The following is a 19,739-nucleotide window of genomic DNA, read 5'->3' as shown; positions in this document are numbered from 1 at the left end:
AGAACCACCATGCCATCAGAAATCATGGTGTTACAGGATGTTTGAAGTTTGGGGAACCAACGTATTACACGTTCGCCATCATCGTCAAGCTCATATTCTCCTGTTTCTCTGTCTTTAACAGGTTGCCCTACCTTAACCAGACATTGCCGGCAATTGGCAGGAGCAGACATTGAAGGGTGATAACAGAAAAAAGGTACTTCCATACCTTGATCTTGGATGAACTGAAGAAGTCTTTGATCTCCTTCATATTCGAATCGTTTCCCATCTATAAATACTTCAGGCATTATATCTTAGTCTTAATTTTGAGAGTATCTATCTAAATATCTTAGATAAACCGTTCATCTAATTTCATTTAAAAATTAATGCAAAATTCGGTTAAGCTACAGCGTGAACAGATTTTTTGCATCTTGCTTCAAACTCATCCCTGAAACGTGTGATTGTATGTCTGACCGGCCATGCGGCGGCATCAGCTAATGCACAAATTGTTCTGCCTTCCATCTGGGTAGTAATATCCAAAAGCAGGTCCAGGTCTTTGATTTCACCTTCACCGTTTTTAATTCTCAGCATTACTTTTTCAAGCCAGCCGGTTCCTTCACGGCATGGGGTACATTGCCCGCATGATTCATGATGATAGAAATGAGTGATTCTCCATAGCATATCTACCATATCGGTATCTTCATCCATAACAACCATACCGGCAGTTCCAAGCATTGTACCAACTTCGCGTAATGAATCGCTGTCCATCGTTACCCCGTCCAACTGATCTGCTCTAACTACCGGAGTAGATGATCCACCCGGAATAACGGCCTTCAATTTTTTTCCGTTTCTCATTCCCTGGGCAACATCATTGATCAATTCCAGAATAGGTATTCCGGATGGCAGCTCATAAACACCGGGACGGTTCACATGCCCTGAGATTCCATATAGAAGAGGTCCGGGGTGATTTTCGGCACCCACATTTTTGAACCAGTCTGCTCCTTTATTGATCACATTTGGTACATGAGCAAGAGTTTCTATATTATTGATTGTTGTAGGTCTTCCCCAAAGCCCTTTTTGTGCAGGAAACGGAGGCTTTACTCTTGGATAACCTCGTTTTCCTTCAAGTGATTCTAGCATGGATGTCTCTTCACCGCAGATGTAAGCACCTGCTCCGGAGTGAATATAAAAATCAACGCTGTAGTCGGTTCCGAAAATATTTTTCCCAATCATACCGGCATCGTAGGCATCCTGAATCGCTTTCTCCATCATATCGATGTAAGCTTTGTACTCACCCCTGATGTAGACGTAAATAGCCGTCACTTCCATTGCATAAGCGGCAATTAGAGCACCTTCAATAAAAATGTGAGGATTATACTCAAAAATCTTTCGATCCTTAAATGTACCAGGCTCAGATTCGTCACCGTTACAAGCCAGATATCGAGGTCCTCCGTCGGCCGGCGGCATAAATGACCACTTCAATCCGGCATTAAATCCTGCACCGCCACGACCTCTGATATTAGCACTTTTAACTTCATTGACAACATTTTTGGGATCGGCCCATTTTTTGTTATCTGTCAAAACAGCTTTCCAGCCTTCGTAGCCACCATTTTTCCGATAAACATCAATCTTATCAAGATCCTTGATGTTGGGAATCAATACCGGCTCATAATTTTTCCAATCAACTGTACTCATAGTCCCTATTTAACTTTTCTGAGTGGCATTTCAATTTGTTCGTAGTCAGGTGTTTTCCCTGATTTCAGATCATCGATTAGTTTATCAACTTTTTCGGGAGTCAGGTTATTCACGTATTTATCGTTGGTAACCTGAAGCATTGGGGCGTACCCACAAGCACCCAGACATTCAACTTCATTCAGGGTAAACAAACCATCATCGGTAGTTTCACCTTTTTTAATACCTAACTTTTTCTCCGCGTGTTCAAGAATGTCATAGCCGCCACATAATTGACAACTAAGACAGGTGCAGACATCCAGTACAAACTTGCCTTTTTCTTCCTTGTAGTACTGTGTGTAGAAGTTTGCAACACCGTGAACATGAGCATCAGGTAAATCCAATGTAGAAGCTACAAGCTTTTGAACGTCTCCATCTACATGGCCAAAGCGATTCTGAGCAACCCAAAGAGCGGGCAGTGTTGCCGCTTTCACATCCGGGTATTTGGCTTTGAGATTTTCAATTTCGTTAAGATCGTCTTGTGTGAATTCGTATTTCATAATGATTATTTATCAGCTTCACCCATTACAGGATCCATACCTCCAATTATAACTACAGTATCTGCCACCATTTCACCGTCAATGATATTTTCGAGAACCTGAAGGTTTGCAAATGATGGTGCCCTAACTTTTAATCTCCATGGATGCCCTGTACCGTCACTTTGAATATAATAACCAAGTTCGCCTTTTGGTGCTTCTACAGCACAATAGGTTTCTGCACCTTCAGGCGGGCAGATGCCTGTATCGGTCATCATAAAGTCATGTATCATTCCTTCCATTGAGTAGTACACTTCATCTTTGGAGGGATAAGCCTGTTTTGCATTATCGGTACGCACGGGGCCTTTTGGTAGTTTTTCAATGCACTGGTTGATGATTCTAACGCTTTCACTCATCTCTTCCATACGGACGAAGTATCTGGCTAAATTATCACCTTCCATCCGTGTTGGAATTTTAAATTCAACTTCATCGTATCTGGCATAGGGAGCAAACTTTCTGATGTCTAATCCGAATCCTGAGGCTCTCAGAACAGGTCCTGTAGCGCCAAAGCGCAGGGCATCTTCAGTTTTCAGAACGCCAACTGCTTCATTTCTGTCAATGAATATTCTATTTCTATCAAGTAGTTTGTGATAGTCTCTAAGCTCTTGTGGGAAGGTTTCTGCAAATTCTTTGATGGCTCCCATGGCTTCATCCGTAATGTCATTTGCAACTCCGCCAATCCGTGCATGTGAGACTGTAAAACGATGGCCGGTCAGGCGGTCCATAATGTCATAAATTTTTTCTCTCTCTTTAAATGTCCAAATAAAGAAAGAAACAGCACCGGCATCCATAACCATCGTTCCTAGCCACAGAAGGTGAGATGAAATTCTAGCCAACTCACAGCCAATCATCCGAATGTAGTGAGCTCGTTCAGGGACTTCTACATTTGCCAGTTTTTCTACAGCCTGGCAGAGTGCAACGTTATTGCTGTAAGGCGAGAGATAATCCATACGATCTGTGTATGGCATAAATTCCTGATATGTCTTATTCTCAGCAATTTTTTCCACTCCACGATGTAAATATCCAATATCGAGTTTCGCTTTTTCAATAGATTCACCGTTCAGCTGAAGCACCAATCTCAACACGCCGTGAGTTGCAGGATGCTGGGGCCCCATATTCAGGATCATCTTTGAAGTAAGCGGATCACCGTCGTCCAATTCTTCGATCGTAGTGTGCTTATCCTCTAAGCTTTGATAGAGCTTTTTTTGATGCTCCTTAAAAAACGTGGAATGAACTTTTGATTGAATGTCCGTTAATTTCATAAAATCTTACTATTCAGTATCGGGTGTAGAATTAGGCAGCTCGATAGATCCCGGAATTCCGAGTAAGGGAAATTCTTTTCGAAGTGGGAAATAATCAAAATCTTCAGGCATCAATATTCTTCTAAGATCCGGATGATTGCTGAATCGTATGCCAAACATGTCATAAACTTCTCTTTCAGCCCAATTTGCAGAGCTCCAAACGCTTGTAACAGAATCAACTTCTGGCTCTTCCTCTTCACAGCGAACTTTTAAGAAAAGGCGAACGCCATCTCGTAACGAGATTAAGTTATATACCACTTCAAAACGCTCTTCTGACGTGTATCGATCAATTCCGAATACATCTGCCAGGTAGGTATAATGGTGTTCATTTTTTAGATATTTCGATATTTCAACAATTGATTCTCGATCTACCACAACAAAAGTGGAGTCGGTAGATTGATAAACATCTAAAATTTTGTCGTCGAATGACTCGGAGAGTCCATCAATTGCCTTTTGAAGTGGTTCTGATAATTCTAAACTCATAAAAATTAGCTGTCGAGCGCGACTGAGTGCTCAGTTTTAATTTTATCTTGAATTTTCATTAACGCATGCAGTACTGCATCTGGCCGGGGAGGGCATCCAGATATGTAAGCGTCTACCGGGATAAAGTTATCCACGCCTTGAACTACTCCGTAGCATCTATGCATTCCACCTGTAGAGGCACAAGCTCCCATTGCAATACACCATTTTGGATCTGGCATCTGATCCCAGATTCGGCGAATGGCGTGAGACATTTTATATGTACACCAACCGGCAACAATCATTACGTCGCTCTGTCTGGGTGAAAAACGCATCACTTCAGATCCAAATCTGGCAGCATCATAACGCGGTCCAGCAAAAGCCATCATTTCTATTGCGCAACAAGCCAAACCCATGGGCATTGGCCATGCAGCATTTGATCTGGCCCAATTGACCAGAGAATCTACCTTTGTGGTTAAATACCCTTCACTTAAAGAACTTTCTAAACCCATAATTTTCGCTTATTTGGATAATGCTTCAAATTTAACATTCTTGGCGTCCCAGTCTAATGTACCTTTCTTTAAAGTGTAGAACAGACCAATGAATAGTACTACTATAAATATTGTCATGGCTATAAACGTTCCGGTACCGAGCTCCATAAATCGAACAGCCCAGGGATAGATAAATACAACCTCCAGATCAAAGACGATAAACTCCATTGCAACCAAATAGAATGCAATAGAGTAGCGCTCTTTGGCCTCCCCAACAGGATCCATACCACTTTCGTAAGGGCTCAGTTTATTTGTATTTGGACGATAGGGTCCCAAAATTCGTGAGAGCGACATCAATACAAGAGCTAAGACGAAGGCTACTCCAATCAGTACCAGAATGGGATAATATTGTTCAAGCATGAAAAATAGTTAGAATTAATTTTGCCATAAATTACCGCCACATCGACGGAAAGTCAACGAAATTACGTGTGGAATATAGCAGGTTTTCGACCCAACTTTGAACACTTTTTTTAAAAAATTTACCAAGCAGAAATTCAGTAAAATCTCGTAAATCATGTTCTGATAGTTTTTATGCAGTTAATATTGAGTCAGGATTGATAAAGAGCTTTGAGGGCTGTAATGTCAAGTTCGAACTGGTGGGCCGTCTGCATTGAAAGATCAGTTATCAAAGTTGAAATAATATCTTGTCCCTGGGCTGAACTGAGTGAGGCAGCTTTTTCGAAAGCTGAAAATTCATCGCTTTGAAATACTGGGGAGTTGGAATGCTGAGAAAACAGATATTCAAATCGTTCACTTCGTAATAAGCCTGCTAAAAACTCTTCATAACTGTGCTGATGTTGAAGGTTTTGAGTTGTTTTATTAGCTTCACACCACTGATTAATTGATCTGTTGAAAGTTACTAGTTCATCACTACCTTCAGCTTTTTTGTAAAGTTGGGTAAGCTGCATCAGGATGTTCTCTTTTGTCTCTTGAGTTAATAAATCGGAGAAATAATTCGCCGGTTGACCAATAAATTGTTCACGATTTTCGAAAAACTGTTGTGTGTTCGGCAGGTGGAATAAGGCAGCAAATATAATATCACCGCACTTTTCGTAAACGTCAGAAACATCGAGTGCTTTGGTATTTTTAGCAGTTTCAGATTCTATTTTTTCATCTGACTGATTACAGCCGGCACTCAGACTCAGAAATAGCACTGAAAATAGGATGAGCCTGAATATTAGGGTCTGATTTTTCACTTTACCAATCAATTCTTCCCCTCCGGTCATCACGCTCTCTATCAGCGGGATCTTCAGGCATAACGAATCCCGGTGGCTGCGCAAATGCGTCATAGCTCCAGGGCGCATCAGGGTCTGAAGTTACATAGTTGATGAATTGCCCTACGATAGGGAGGGCTGTACGGGCACCCTGTCCAATACTGTTTGGATCGTCTGTTGGAAAGCGTATTCGCCGGTCCTCACCTCCAACCCAAGATCCCATGACAATATGGGGCATCATGGCAACGAACCAGTTGTCGGCACTGTTTTGAGTAGTTCCAGTCTTACCGGCAACATCCTGCTGTACATTATAAGTATTTCTTAACCGAACGCCTGTGCCGTTGTATCCGTCACCACCACGAATTACGCCACGCATCATATCGATCATCATATATGCTGTCTCCGGACTGATAACTTCCTCGGTGTATTTCGGATTGAATTCTTCAAGAACGTTCCCTTCACGATCCTCAATCCGGGTAATAGCAACCGGTTCTATGTGAACCCCTTGGTTCACAAAAGTTGTATAAGCACTCACCAACTCCAGTAGAGAAACTTTTGTGGTTCCCAGAGCAATAGAAGGGTAAATTTGAGAATCTGACATATCTATTCCAAGATTGGATGCCATTTCTGCAATTTTTCTGGCAGCAGACATAAGGTCATTTGCTTTGTTTGTTCCGGGGGCTCCGGCTATTTCCGGCAGTAAACGTACCGTAATATTATTCAGACTTCGAGCTAAAGCCTCACGTAGTGCAACCATTTCAGGTCCGGCAGGAACGGAAGGATCTTTTGGACTCCAGAGTCTGCCGTTGGTTTCTATAAAACTGGTTGGGAATTTTGAGAATTTGTGATAGGGCATGTAACCGTTGTCGATAGCTACAGCATAAACGAAAGGCTTAAATGTAGATCCGGCTTGACGTCTTGCCTGGTGGACGTGATCATACTGTTGCGACCCGAAGTCAGCACCTCCAACCCAGGCTAAAACATTTCCATTTGATGGATCTACAGCTGTAAAACTTGCCTGAAGTTTCGTTTTGATTCGTTTAACAGAATCTACGTAGGCGGAATCGGCCATCAGTTCCTCAAATACAACTGATTCCTGATCAGTATTGTATTTTTGAAATGCATTTTTATACCGATCTGTTTCACGCATGTACTGCCTTATGAACTGCGGGTATTTTTCCCAATACTCATCCATGTAGTCTCCGCCGCTGGAAGTCCATTCCTGCACAAATTCAGGCTGAAATTCCAGGAGTTTTTCCTGAACAGAACGTTCAGCATGCCGCTGGAGTCTTGAATCTATTGTTGTATAAATGACGAGCCCATCTGTAAATAGGTCGTAACCGTTTTCCACAGCCCAGTCCTGAATTCGAAGGCGAACATATTCACCAAAATAACGGCTCTCTCTGCCTGACCTTGAAGGAGGCTGGTAGTTTAACTGGATATCTTCGAGGCTAAGGTTTTGAAAAATTTCAGTGCTTATGAATCCTCTGTTAAACATCTGAAGAAGAACAATATTTCGCCGGGATTTTGCGCGCTCCGGAAATCGTCTTGGATTATATGCGTAAACTGCTTTTAACTGGCCGATAAGAGTAGCTGCTTCGCTAACGGTGATGTCTCTGGAAGATTTTCCATAGTGAGTACGGGCAGCCTGTTCTATGCCATAAGCACTGTTGCTGAATTCTACGGTATTCAGATACATTTCAATGATTTCGCGCTTTGTATAATTATTTTCGATCTGAATGGCCGTAATCATCTCTCGAAGTTTTCTGGTTATAGAAACTTCAAAACCGATATCTCTGTAAAGATTGCGAGCTAACTGCTGGGTGATCGTTGACCCGCCTTGAATTCTTCCTTGAATCCAATAATATGGAAGCCCTGCTATCCTTTGAAGATCAATTCCCCAATGATTAAAGAAACGATGATCTTCTGTAGCAATTAATGCATTTATGATATTTGGTGAGATCTCTTCAATAGTTACAAATGTTCTGTTTTCAACGTAGTACCGATCAAGGACAGCTCCGTCCCGGCTGCGAACCTCAGTAGCTACAGCTGTTTGTGGATTTTCCAATTCCTGAATTGATGGTAGAGCCTGTAATAGATAAACAAAATATCCTGCTCCAAGAAGGATCAGTAATAGGAGAGAAAGACCTCCATAGAGATAAATTTTTCTCTTTAATGATTTCTCATTCGAATTGTTTTTCTTTTTGGGATCCTTCTCTTTGCTTTTTCCCATTACACTTTTTCGATACTCCGGGTCTTCAAAATACCGGTCCATATCGATGTTGTGCTCGTTATCGCTCATCTTTAAATTTCTGTATGTAAATAGTTTAGATTGTCAAACCGTCTGTCTTCTGCATTCCATTTAACGAGTTCTATACGTTTATTGGTATACAATGCAACGGTTTTTTCCTTGAAAAAGGTACCCAGATTTATATATGTACCAAAAGAGAATGTTTCCACTCTTGGCAAATGATCGTGTCCACAAATTACGTAATCATAATCGGATTTTTTTAGAAATTGCTGCGACCAATCGTTTAATCTCCCAGGGTCCTGGTTCGGATTATTCCTGCTGTAGTTAGAAAATTGCCTCATTAAATCGATTCCGGACTCGGCTCCATATATTAATTGATACATTCGCGTAAACAGAGGGTGCCGAAGAATGCGATGATAAAAAGGTCTTTCGAGGCCAAACTTTTTATCACGCAAACCATCACCGTGATGTAAAAATACTTTCAGGGAATTAATATTGAGAGATTTGTAATCTGTAAGAACATCAAAGCCTAGCTTTTCGAAATAACCCTGTGTCCAATTATCGTGATTACCGGTAATGTAGGTAGCCGGCCTGAATGAATGATTGTAATCATAGAGTTGATGAAGCAAGCGTCGGCCAATTTTTGGAACCTCATTGCCAAACTCCATCCAGTAATCAAACAGATCACCAAGTATGTGCAGCTGAATTTTCTCCTCGATGGAGAATCGTACCAAATCGATCAGTTCATTTTCAAGCCTGTCATTATTTTGATCGGTAAATGCACCGAGGTGTACATCAGACAGAAAAAGGTGTTTCATTATAAACTACTTTTTTCTGTTGATGATAAAACGAATTAAGTCTTCAAAATCCTTTAATCCAGTTTTAATGGGGAGATTGTTCAGTGAAGTAAGAGCCATGGAAGCATAATTCTCCATGGTTTCTTCAGCTGCTTTTAATCCGTCGTATTCATGAACAAAGTTTACAATTTCGTTGACGTTGGCTGATTTTTTCTTACGTTTTTTCATCAGACGCCTGATCTTCCACTGTTCCGTTACGGGTGCTTTCTCAAGAGCCTTAATTAGTGGTAGAGTTACCTTTCTTTCCTGAATATCGTTGCGGGTTGGTTTACCTACGTCATCAATCCCATAATCAAACAGGTCATCTTTAATTTGAAAAGCAATTCCAATGTTCATCCCGATCTCTCTCATACTGCTGATAACCTCTTTATCGTCTGTAACGGCGATGGCCCCACATTCGCAACAGGCAGAAATCAAACTGGCAGTTTTTTCTGATATGATCTGGAAATAGCGCTCTTCCGTCATATTAAAGAGCTTCGATGTTTTAAGCTGCCTCAGTTCACCCTCACTCATTTTTCGAACGGCATCGGAAAGTACATGAAGTAATTCATACTCTTTATAATCAAGGGCTACTAAAAGTCCTTTTGATAGGAGGAAGTCACCAAGCAGCACACCGGCTTTATTTTTCCATAGCTTGTTTATGCTTAAGAAATCTCTTCGCAGATCAGACTCATCCACTACATCATCATGAATGAGTGTAGCAGTGTGAAGTAGTTCAATCATGGTTGCCGCCACAAAACTGCGCTTGTCAACGTTGCCAAACATTCTGGCAGTCATAAAAACAAGGGTAGGCCGAATTTCTTTTCCCTTTTGACGTAACAGGTACTGTATAATTTGATCTAAAACAAATACGTCACTTCTCAGCTCATCTTTAAAAAAAGTTCTGAATGTAGTAAGATTTTCCTGTATTGGAGAAGTAATCTCTTTTAGGGAAGGTTGTTTGTTTGCTTTATCTGATATCTGTTGTGTTGCCACTTCGGCCATCTATTATTTTATCTTTTATTTATTTGGCTGAAAAGTAAGAATAAACTGATTAAATATTTGCGCAAGGATGAAGGGCTGTTTAGTTTTACAACTTATTCAAATTTACTATGAATCTAAATTTTTGAATTTTGAAAAAAATAGGTGTTCTCACTAGTGGGGGAGACTCCCCAGGTATGAATGCGGCATTCAGAGCAATCGTTCGAACTGCGCATTCAATTGATTTACAAGTAGTTGCAATCAGACATGGATACAAGGGATTAATAACCGGTGATATTTTTGAAGTAAGCTCTAATGACGTTTCTAACATTATTCAGAGAGGTGGAACGGTATTAAAATCTGCAAGGTGCGATGAGTTTCGTACCCCGGAAGGAAGAAAAAAGGCGGCAAAAATATTGGCAAAGCATGATATAGAAGCTCTTATTACTATTGGCGGTGATGGTACTTTTCAGGGTGCAGCTCTGCTGGGTAATGAGCATGATATTAATGTAATAGGTGTGCCTGCCACTATTGATAACGATTTGGTTGGCTCAGACGAAACGATCGGTTACGATACTGCGCTAAATACAGCTATGGAAGCAATCGATAAAATACGTGATACTGCCGACGCACACGATCGACTTTTTCTCGTAGAAGTGATGGGACGTGATGCAGGTTTTATTGCTCTTGAAACGGGTATTGCGGGTGGAGCAGAACTCATTTTGCTTCCTGAATCTCTTACGGATATTGATGAAGTTAAATCATCATTAAATAAAGTTTTAAGCGAACAGCAAAGAAGCAGCCTGGTTGTAATTGCTGAGGGCGACGAAACAGGCGGTGCTCTCAAAATATCTGAAGAACTGAAACCCGATTTCAGTAAATACGAAATGAGAGTTTGTATTTTGGGTCACGTACAACGCGGTGGTAACCCAACTGCGAGAGACAGGGTCTTAGCAAGCCGACTAGGATCGGCAGCTGTTACTGTCATAAAAGAGGGGCATAGTCAGGTTATGGTTGGTGTAGTAAATAACAGAATAAAACTGACCCCGCTCAAGATGACTTTCGGCAAGAAAAAAGACATCAATTTTGATCTGCTTGAATTAGCAAAAATGTTGAGGTAGTAATGATTAACGTTGATTTAAATGAAGCACTGGGGTTTATAGAGGATAGTGAATTTGAAGAAGCTATCGATCTTGCAAATAATGCATTTACAAAAGTTGTAGACGGAACAGGTCCCGGTAACGACTGGCTTGGCTGGCGTCGTATTCTGGCAGAGCCAAATGATGCTGAACTGGACAGGATAGCCCGGCATGCAGCAAAAATTCGTGAAGACGCAGATGTTTTTATTGTTTGCGGAATTGGAGGATCATTTACCGGAGCGAAAGCCATTATTGAAGCGCTCAACCTTCCCTTCAACTCAAGCGGACCTGAGATCCTGTTTGCAGGCCACCATATGAGTGGTCGGTACCTGGAACAGTTGATGAAGTATTTACAGACGCCAAAAAGTGATGGTGAGCCTAAAAGCGTTTATTTGAATGTGATATCAAAGTCAGGTTCAACGCTTGAAACGGCATTGGCATTTCGGACTATCAGAAAATGGATGCATGAGTTTTATGATGATGTAAAAGATAGAATTATTGCCACAACCGGTGAAACAGGTGGCGTTCTGAATAAGATTATTGATGAAGAGGGCTATTCAAAGTATATCATCCCGGAAGATATTGGCGGAAGATACTCCGTATTAACCCCGGTTGGCTTACTACCAATATCCGTTGGCGGTATTGATATACAGACACTTTATTATGGCGCTGTTTCTGAGTATGAGCATTTGGAAAACGATACTGAAACTGTACTTAATTACTCTGCATTTCGATACTTAATGCATAAAAAAGGAGTAGCATTGGATGTTATCGGATCTTTTGAGCCTGAGTTGATGGGCTTTGCATATTGGACTCAGCAGCTGCTTGGTGAAAGTGAAGGCAAGGAGGGCATGGGATTATTTCCCGCAGTTGCCGGATATTCGACAGATCTGCACAGTATTGGGCAAATGATTCAGCAGGGGCAACGTAATATGATGGAAACACTTTTTGTGGTGGACTCCCCAATTTCAAAATTCAGCGTACCAAAAGTGAATTCAGATACGGATCAGCTTGGATATTTGGATGGCAAGCTATTTCATGAAATAAACAAAAGCGCTCAACAGGGAACTGTACAAGCTCATCTGGAAGGAGGAGTGCCGGTTGTAAAGATCATAATCGAAAAGCTGAATGCTCAACAATTGGGGCAGCTGATCTATTTTTATGAGCTAATGACTGCTGTTTATGTCTATATGTTAAATGTAAATCCATTTAATCAACCCGGAGTAGAGAATTATAAACAGGCGATGTATCGTTTGTTAGGCAAAAAATAATCTGAGAATGGATAAAATAAATAGCAAAAATAAATACGTAGCTATTGCCGGTAATATTGGCGCAGGTAAATCTTCCCTTACCAAACTTTTAGGTAAAAACTTTAACTGGAAGCCATATTACGAATCCGTAGACGATAATCCTTATCTGTCAGATTTTTATGATGATATGAGGCGGTGGAGTTTTAACCTTCAGATCTACTTTTTATCGAGCAGGTTCCGCCATCAAAAAGAGATTCAGGAGTCCGATTTGAATTTGATTCAGGATCGAACCATTTATGAAGATGTTGAAATATTTGCCAAAAACTTGTTCGATATGGGATTGATGACCGACAGAGACTACAAGAATTATAAAGCTCTGTTTCACGAGATGGTTAACTACCTGAGGCCACCGGATCTGCTAATTTATCTTAGAGCAGAAGTGCCAACTCTTGTTCGGCAAATACAACAAAGGGGTAGAAACTACGAGAATACGATACGGATTGAATACCTGGAAAGGTTAAACGGTTTGTATGAAAACTGGATTGAGCGTTATGAACATCAAAAGCTGATTATCAATACAGATGATCTCGATTTTGTAAATAATAGCGAAGATCTTGGAAAAGTTATTACACTTGTAGAACAGCGGCTCTACGGATTGTTTAATTAAATTGCTTTCCAAAAGATATATTTTTATTTTTGTAAGCTATCGTGAATACGTCAAAACTAACATTTCGGCTCCAGGAAATACCTGATGGTGAAAGCAATAGAACTATTGCTCTTGGGAGTGCTGAACTTGATTTTAATGATGAAGTTTCACTGGTAAAAGCGACTGTTGATATTAATTTTTATAAGACAGATCATTTTATTCAGGTGAAGTTTAATGTAGATGCGGATCTTAACTTGATCTGTGACCGAACATTGAGACCGTTTGTTTACAACACGGAAGGTTCATACCATATTCTATTTGAACCAAACCCAGTTGAAGAAAGTGAAACAGATGAAGGTGCAATAAAACAAATACCGACGGATGATCTGGTTGTTAGTATAGACAAAGAGGTCAGAGATACTATTTTATTGAATCTTCCGATTCGTAAAATTCATCCTGACTTGTTAGATTCAGATGGAAAACCGAAAAAATTTGAAACTCAATCGTTTGGTCCTCAACCAGATGAAGAGGAACTGATTGATCCCAGGTGGGAAGAACTGAAAAAACTAAAGTAAATCAATAAACTGTAAAAATGGCGCATCCAAAAAGAAAGACATCCAAAACCCGCAGAAATAAAAGAAGGTCACACCACAGGGTAGCTGAAATTCCACTGGCTGAATGCTCAAACTGCGGAGCTATGCATCGGTACCATCATGTTTGTATGGAGTGCGGTTACTACCGTGGCCGACAGGTACTGAATGTTTCTAAATAATTAAATAAGCGAAAAATGCTGATAGCTGTTGATGCTGCAGGCGGAGATCATTATCCAAAAAATCCTGTACTTGGTGCTGTTGATGCCCTTAAAATTGACGATTCAATTCAGATATTACTCTTAGGGCCGGAAGATTTAGTACAAAAGGAACTACTTGGACTTGAGTACGATAAAAGTCGACTTCATATACAACATGCTCCCGAAGTAATTGGGATGGACGAATCACCATCATCAGCTGTTAAAAGCAAGAAAGCCTCTTCCATTACGCTTGGGATTTCTGCGCACAAACAGGGCAAATGTGATGCATTTGTGAGCGCCGGTAATACAGGCGCACTATTGGCAGCATCTACCTTTATTCTGGGAAAACTTGAAGGTGTGATGAGGCCAACTATATCTGCGACTTATCCAACCCTCAAGGGCATCAGCCTACTTATAGATGCAGGTGCAAATCTGGAACTTAAACCGGAAATGTACCTTCAATTTGCAAAAATGGGATCCATTTTTGCAAAAGAAATTCTAAATAAATCCAATCCCACCATTGGTCTTCTTAATATTGGAGAAGAACCTGAAAAAGGTACAGATTGCCATAAAGAAGTTTACAAGGTTTTAAGTGATCTGGATGGATTTAAAGGTAATATTGAAGGAAAAGATATCTTATACGGAGCCACAGATATTTACCTCACCGATGGATTTACAGGTAATGTAATTCTCAAGTTCGGTGAGTCTATACCCGGTGTATTAAAAATGCTTCTATCAAAAACGATGGAAGAGGAACAGGTAGCTCCTGAAGTTCAGAAACAGCTATACACAATACTCACAAAAGGACTCAACACTTTCAACTATGAACATGTAGGAGGAGTACCCTTTTTGGGCGTTAATGGAACAAGTTTGGTTGGCCACGGTGGGAGTTCACCAATGGCAATCAAAAATATGATTTTAAACGCTGCTCAATGCGTTAGTCATAAGCTGAATGATAAAATTGTAGCTTCTCTAAACTAATCTTACAAGTAATTTAATGGCTTTAAAGCGATCAAAAATCACAGGGGTGGGTAAATATCTTCCCGACTATGTGATGACAAACGAAGAACTGGAAAAGCACGTAGATACCAATGATGAGTGGATCAGATCAAGAACGGGAATTGCTGAACGCAGAATACTAAAAGATCCCGATAAAGCTACATCGTTCATGGCTACAAATGCTGCAGAAGATGCTCTAAAAGATGCGGATATTGATGCAGAAGAGATCGATTTAATAATAGTGGCTACTGTTACACCCGATTATCTGTTTCCGGCAACAGCAGCTTTGGTTCAGAAGAGAATTGGAGCGAAAAAAGCTTTCGGGTTTGATCTTTCAGCAGCTTGTTCTGGTTTTTTGTTTGCACTCTCAACAGCCGGTTCAATGATTGAATCTGGCCGTATCAAAAAAGCGTTGGTCATTGGAGCTGATAAAATGAGTTCTATTATGGATTTTACAGATAGAACCACATGCATTCTTTTTGGTGATGGTGCGGGAGCGGTTGTTCTAGAAGAGACCGACGAGGATGAAGGTATCGTTGATTTTGTGCAATACACAGATGGTGATGAAAATTGCACGCTTTATCAACCGGCAGGTGGGAGTTTAAACCCTGCAACTGAAGAGACTGTTAAAAATAAAATGCACTATATCAGGCAGGATGGCCGGACTGTATTTAAAAAAGCAACGGAAGGAATGGCAGATGTATCGCTGGAAATAATGAAGAAAAATAATCTATCGCCCGATGACGTAGCCTGGCTGGTGCCGCATCAAGCAAATTTACGTATCATTAATGCTACAGCCAGAAGAATGGGACTCAGCGAAGACAAAGTTATGATTAACATTAATAAGTATGGTAATACCACCGCGGCAACCATACCGCTCTGTTTATACGACTGGAAAGATAAATTAAATAAAGGTGACAAGATCATACTTTCGGCTTTTGGCGGTGGATTGACATGGGGTGCTATCTATTTAAAATGGAGTAAATAATGAAAGCGATACTTTTTCCGGGACAAGGTTCACAAAAAGTCGGGATGGCTAAGGATCATTATGATTCAGATGCTGAGTTTAAAAAGAGAATAGACCAGGCTAACGAAATTGTGGGGTATGAACTTTCAAAGATTATGTTTGAAGGGCCTCAGGATAAACTGACCCAAACGAAGTTTACTCAACCGGCAATTTTTACACATTCAGTTGCGCTGTTCGAAAAAATAAACGTGAAGCCTGATATGTTAGCGGGGCATAGTCTGGGAGAGTTTAGTGCCTTGGTGGCAGCAGGTGCTTTATCATTCGAGACTGCTCTGGACCTTGTGAGTTTAAGGGGAAAATTGATGCAGGAGGCAGGGCATCAACAGCCCGGAACAATGGCAGCCATCATTGGGATGGATGACGATACTGTAGATCGTATTTGTGAGGAAGCTACAAACAAAGCAGGAAAGCCCGTTGTTGCAGCTAACTACAATTCACCGGGTCAATTGGTTATTTCCGGCGATGTAGAAGCCGTAAAAGAAGCGCTTGAAATGGCTAAAGAGCAAGGTTGTCGACTGGCAAAACTTTTACCGGTAAGTGGAGCATTTCATTCCCCACTTATGGAACCGGCTTACAAATCTTTTAAGAGAAGGGTAGTTGAAATTGATTTTTCTACAGCTAAAATTCCGGTTTACAGCAACGTTACAGGAGAGGGTACAACAGATCCGGATATCATTAAAGAGAACGTAATATTTCAGTTAACACACCCGGTTAAATGGACGGATACACTGAAAAATATGCAGTCTGCCGGTGCAACTGATTTTATTGAGATAGGACCCGGAAAAGTGTTGCAAGGACTTGTGAAGCGAACTTTGAAAAATGTAAACATTGAAGGCTACGAATAATGGATTTAAAAGATAAAAATTGTATTGTAACCGGCGGCAGCCGTGGAATTGGTAAAGCTATAGCCCTGACGCTATCAAAATTGGGTGCGAACGTTGCTCTAACTTATTCCAGGTCTGCAGATGCAGCCAATGAAGTTGTAAAAGAAATTGAGAAATCAGGTTCAAAAGGTTTAGCTCTACAAGCGGACGCAGCTAGTTTTGAAAAAGCTGAATATGTAGTTACAAAAGTTATCAAAGAGTGGGGTTCTCTGGATGTTTTAGTTAATAACGCAGGTATCACAAAAGATAATCTCATTTTACGCATGAACGAGGAGCAGTGGGATGCAGTTATTGATACCAACTTAAAAAGTGTATTTAATTACTGTAAGGCGGCTGCTAAACCTATGATGAGAGCACGAGGAGGATCTGTGATAAATATTGGATCTGTTGTCGGAATTTCCGGTAACGCAGGCCAAAGTAATTATTCTGCATCAAAAGCCGGTTTAATCGGGTTTACCAAGTCATACGCTAAAGAATTGGCCAGTCGTAACATCAGAGCTAATGTAGTTGCGCCGGGATATATTATGACCGAAATGACAGAAAGCCTTGACGAAAAAGTTTTAGAATCCATTAAACAAGAAACACCGTTAGGGCGCGCAGGTAATCCTGATGAAGTTTCTAACGTTGTTGCTTTTTTAGCCTCAGACCTAAGTTCATATATCACCGGAGAAGTTCTACGCGTGGATGGCGGTATGGCAATGTAATTTTTTATAAATTAGCAGAGTCTTTTATGACTCATGTTTTTTTACACTGATATGTTGTATTTTCTGCATGTCAAAAAAAACTTAACACACACTTATAAACCAATAATTCAAATCGATAGGACTCATATGTCACAAGATGTTGAAGCAAAAGTAAAATCCATTATAGTTGATAAACTTGGTGTTGATGAATCAGAAGTTGTAGCAGATGCTAACTTCACTAACGACCTTGGTGCTGATTCACTGGATACCGTTGAACTGATCATGGAATTCGAAAAAGAATTTGATCTAAGTATACCTGATGAAGATGCTGAAAACATCGCCACCGTTGGGGATGCCGTTAAGTATATTCAAGAAAAGTCTTAGTTTTACTAAACTTTATAAACTAACTAACCGCCAATGACTGAACGCAGAGTCGTTATCTCGGGCATAGGCGCGTTTACACCACTGGGTAAGACCGCTCCGGATTTCTGGAACGGTCTTGTTTCAGGTAAAAGTGGTGTACGCCCAATTTCCCACTTCGACACATCCAATTATCCAACCAAGTTTGCCGGTCAGATTGAAGACTACGATTCTAACAATCACTTCGATCGAAAGGAAGCCAGAAGGTTAGATCCGGTTACGCAATATGGGATGATTGCTGCTGATGAAACCATCAAAGACAGTAAAATAGATCTTGAAAAAATTGATAAAGATCGTGTCGCTGTTTTAATCGGTACCGGCATTGGTGGAATGAAAACCTTTTACGATCAATCACTGTCTCACGATAAATACGGTCCTAGAGGTGTATCACCATTTTTTATTCCAATGCTGATCCCGGATATGCCTGCCGGACAAATTTCCATAAAATATGGATTTAGAGGTGCAAACTTCTGTGCTGTTTCGGCGTGTGCAACAGGATCTCATAATATTGGCCTTGCGTATGACCAGATTAAGTATGGTAACGCAGACATGGCCCTCTGCGGAGGTACTGAAGCTCCGGTATGGGAAATTGGAATAGCCGGGTTTTCATCCATGAAGGCGCTTTCTACCCGTAATGATGATCCTGAAAAAGCATCAAGACCCTTTGATAAAAACAGAGACGGTTTTGTTTTGTCAGAAGGCGCATCAATGATGTTTCTCGAATCTTTGGATTCAGCACTTGAAAGAGGTGCCAGAATATATGGAGAAATTGTCGGATACGGGTTTTCAGCAGATGCTTATCATATAACTGCTCCCGATCCTGATGGAAATGGAGTTCATCTTGCATTAACAAATGCTCTAAAGATGGCTGGAATTAAACCGGAAGACGTAGATCACATCAATATGCACGGCACTTCCACACCGCTTGGCGACATTGCGGAAACCAACTCAATTAAGCGAGTTTTTGGAGATCACGCATATAAAATTAATTTAAATTCCACGAAATCCATGACGGGGCACATGCTGGGTGCTGCAGGTGCTGCAGAATCTTTAGCAACATTGCTGTCTATTTATCATGGTACTGTTCCTCCAACAATTAATTTGGAAACTCCCGACCCCGAATGTGATCTGAATTACACCGCTAACGAAGCTGAAGTCAGAGACTTAAATTATGCAATGAACAATGCATTTGGTTTTGGCGGTCACAATACCACACTGGTATTCAAGAAATTTGAAGAGTAAAGTCTATGATAGATCGGCTCAAGGAATGGTTTAGAAGAGGTTCTGCTTCGAATCAACCTGAGCCATTAGCTCGATTTAAAACTCTTGAAAATTCTCTTGGCTTTTCAATACCACCTAAAGATAGACCGGTTTTCACACAAGCCTTTCGTCATCGATCTATCGTTGATAGTGAACTTTATGAGTCGCACGAAACTTACGAGCGCCTTGAATTTTTAGGCGACGCTGTTCTTGATCTCATTGTCACCGAAATTCTTTTTGAAAAATATCCTACTCAAAACGAAGGATTCCTCACTAAACTGCGCTCAAAAATTGTTAAAGGAGATACTCTAGCGGCAATTGCCGAGAACCTGGAGTTTCATAAAGTATTGGAAGTGGGAGAACGATCGTCCGGACAGGGCATAGAGTTTTCAAAAAGTATATTGGCCGATGTGTACGAATCGGTAGTTGCGGCTATTTACATCTCTAAAGGCTACTCTTTTACATTTAGCTTTGTACTAAGTAATGTAAATCGATTCCTGGACTTTAAGACTTTGGAAAACAAGATAGACAACTATAAAAGTGTTTTAATGGAACATTTTCAGTCTGAAAGTTCATTTTTACCTGTCTATAAAGTAATATCTGAAGAAGGGCCGGGACATGATAAAACTTTTGAGGTAGCGGTCTATTTCGAAGGAGAAGAACTCGGTTGCGGAATCGGGAAAAGCAAAAAGAAAGCAGAACAGGCTGCTGCTAAAAAAGCCATAGAGAAATTAGAAGTTAAAAAATAAATTTTTTATCAGTTAGCTTCTGCAGATTGATTGATTTATCTTTGAAAACCTTTCAA

Annotated in this window: 23 protein-coding genes; 12 read left to right on the top strand and 11 right to left on the bottom strand. The window is 40.6% G+C overall.

Annotation, left to right across the window (positions count from 1 at the left end; translation table 11 throughout):
• From ACESM0_RS04650 to ACESM0_RS04600, 11 genes are all read right to left on the bottom strand, one after another.
• Positions 1-284, bottom strand: a 284-nt coding sequence (locus tag ACESM0_RS04650) for a 2Fe-2S iron-sulfur cluster-binding protein (protein WP_372904121.1), incomplete at its 3' end; no start/stop codon positions are given.
• Between the two features lie 91 nt (positions 285-375).
• The gene (gene nuoF, locus ACESM0_RS04645; protein WP_372904119.1) at positions 376-1,671 is read right to left on the bottom strand and encodes an NADH-quinone oxidoreductase subunit NuoF; all 1,296 of its coding nucleotides are present in this window, start codon (positions 1,669-1,671) and stop codon (positions 376-378) included.
• Between the two features lie 5 nt (positions 1,672-1,676).
• Positions 1,677-2,207, bottom strand: a complete 531-nt coding sequence (nuoE, locus tag ACESM0_RS04640) for an NADH-quinone oxidoreductase subunit NuoE (RefSeq protein ID WP_372904117.1) — start codon at positions 2,205-2,207, stop codon at positions 1,677-1,679.
• Positions 2,208-2,212: 5 nt separating this feature from the next.
• A complete protein-coding gene (gene nuoD, locus ACESM0_RS04635; protein ID WP_372904115.1) occupies positions 2,213-3,505 on the bottom strand; it encodes an NADH dehydrogenase (quinone) subunit D in 1,293 nt (430 codons plus the stop codon).
• Positions 3,506-3,514: 9 nt separating this feature from the next.
• Complete coding sequence (locus ACESM0_RS04630; protein ID WP_372904113.1) at positions 3,515-4,027, bottom strand: NADH-quinone oxidoreductase subunit C; 513 nt, start codon at positions 4,025-4,027, stop codon at positions 3,515-3,517.
• A 5-nt stretch (positions 4,028-4,032) separates the two neighbouring features.
• Entirely contained in the window at positions 4,033-4,515 is a 483-nt protein-coding gene (locus ACESM0_RS04625) for an NADH-quinone oxidoreductase subunit NuoB (protein WP_322572144.1), read from the bottom strand.
• Between the two features lie 9 nt (positions 4,516-4,524).
• Positions 4,525-4,914 (bottom strand): NADH-quinone oxidoreductase subunit A, encoded by a 390-nt coding sequence (locus ACESM0_RS04620; protein ID WP_372904111.1) that lies wholly within the window; start codon positions 4,912-4,914, stop codon positions 4,525-4,527.
• A gap of 188 nt (positions 4,915-5,102) precedes the next feature.
• Complete coding sequence (locus tag ACESM0_RS04615; RefSeq protein WP_372904109.1) at positions 5,103-5,750, bottom strand: hypothetical protein; 648 nt, start codon at positions 5,748-5,750, stop codon at positions 5,103-5,105.
• Between the two features lies 1 nt (position 5,751).
• Complete coding sequence (locus tag ACESM0_RS04610) at positions 5,752-8,070, bottom strand: penicillin-binding protein 1A (RefSeq protein ID WP_372904107.1); 2,319 nt, start codon at positions 8,068-8,070, stop codon at positions 5,752-5,754.
• Between the two features lie 2 nt (positions 8,071-8,072).
• Entirely contained in the window at positions 8,073-8,837 is a 765-nt protein-coding gene (locus ACESM0_RS04605; RefSeq protein ID WP_372904105.1) for a UDP-2,3-diacylglucosamine diphosphatase, read from the bottom strand.
• Between the two features lie 6 nt (positions 8,838-8,843).
• Entirely contained in the window at positions 8,844-9,860 is a 1,017-nt protein-coding gene (locus tag ACESM0_RS04600) for a polyprenyl synthetase family protein (protein WP_372904103.1), read from the bottom strand.
• A gap of 128 nt (positions 9,861-9,988) precedes the next feature.
• Here ACESM0_RS04600 and pfkA point away from each other — a divergent pair, with 128 nt between their 5' ends.
• The 12 genes from pfkA (at position 9,989) to rnc (ending at position 19,683) form a co-directional block, all read left to right on the top strand.
• A complete protein-coding gene (pfkA, locus tag ACESM0_RS04595; protein WP_372904101.1) occupies positions 9,989-10,957 on the top strand; it encodes a 6-phosphofructokinase in 969 nt (322 codons plus the stop codon).
• A 2-nt stretch (positions 10,958-10,959) separates the two neighbouring features.
• Positions 10,960-12,246 (top strand): glucose-6-phosphate isomerase, encoded by a 1,287-nt coding sequence (locus ACESM0_RS04590; RefSeq protein ID WP_372904099.1) that lies wholly within the window; start codon positions 10,960-10,962, stop codon positions 12,244-12,246.
• Positions 12,247-12,253: 7 nt separating this feature from the next.
• On the top strand, positions 12,254-12,892 hold the full coding sequence (locus ACESM0_RS04585; protein ID WP_372904097.1) for a deoxynucleoside kinase: 639 nt from the start codon (positions 12,254-12,256) through the stop codon (positions 12,890-12,892).
• 41 nt (positions 12,893-12,933) lie between these two features.
• Complete coding sequence (locus ACESM0_RS04580; RefSeq protein WP_372904096.1) at positions 12,934-13,446, top strand: YceD family protein; 513 nt, start codon at positions 12,934-12,936, stop codon at positions 13,444-13,446.
• Positions 13,447-13,463: 17 nt separating this feature from the next.
• The gene (gene rpmF / locus ACESM0_RS04575) at positions 13,464-13,643 is read left to right on the top strand and encodes a 50S ribosomal protein L32 (RefSeq protein WP_372904094.1); all 180 of its coding nucleotides are present in this window, start codon (positions 13,464-13,466) and stop codon (positions 13,641-13,643) included.
• A gap of 15 nt (positions 13,644-13,658) precedes the next feature.
• Positions 13,659-14,642, top strand: coding sequence for a phosphate acyltransferase PlsX (gene plsX, locus ACESM0_RS04570; RefSeq protein WP_372904092.1), 984 nt, complete (start codon positions 13,659-13,661; stop codon positions 14,640-14,642).
• 16 nt (positions 14,643-14,658) lie between these two features.
• A complete protein-coding gene (locus ACESM0_RS04565) occupies positions 14,659-15,648 on the top strand; it encodes a beta-ketoacyl-ACP synthase III (RefSeq protein WP_372904090.1) in 990 nt (329 codons plus the stop codon).
• Positions 15,648-16,532, top strand: coding sequence for an ACP S-malonyltransferase (fabD, locus tag ACESM0_RS04560; RefSeq protein ID WP_372904088.1), 885 nt, complete (start codon positions 15,648-15,650; stop codon positions 16,530-16,532). Before ACESM0_RS04565 ends, fabD begins: the two co-directional genes overlap by 1 nt.
• A complete protein-coding gene (fabG, locus tag ACESM0_RS04555; RefSeq protein WP_372904086.1) occupies positions 16,532-17,275 on the top strand; it encodes a 3-oxoacyl-[acyl-carrier-protein] reductase in 744 nt (247 codons plus the stop codon). Before fabD ends, fabG begins: the two co-directional genes overlap by 1 nt.
• 126 nt (positions 17,276-17,401) lie before the next feature.
• Positions 17,402-17,638, top strand: a complete 237-nt coding sequence (locus ACESM0_RS04550; protein ID WP_372904085.1) for an acyl carrier protein — start codon at positions 17,402-17,404, stop codon at positions 17,636-17,638.
• A gap of 33 nt (positions 17,639-17,671) precedes the next feature.
• Entirely contained in the window at positions 17,672-18,916 is a 1,245-nt protein-coding gene (gene fabF / locus ACESM0_RS04545) for a beta-ketoacyl-ACP synthase II (RefSeq protein ID WP_372904083.1), read from the top strand.
• 5 nt (positions 18,917-18,921) lie between these two features.
• Positions 18,922-19,683, top strand: a complete 762-nt coding sequence (rnc, locus tag ACESM0_RS04540; protein ID WP_372904081.1) for a ribonuclease III — start codon at positions 18,922-18,924, stop codon at positions 19,681-19,683.
• The last annotated feature ends 56 nt before the right edge of the window (positions 19,684-19,739 follow it).

Source organism: Rhodohalobacter sp. (assembly GCF_041686455.1).
Classification (GTDB): Bacteria; Bacteroidota; Rhodothermia; order Balneolales; family Balneolaceae; genus Rhodohalobacter.
This window is presented reverse-complemented; position numbering and strand designations above follow the sequence as displayed.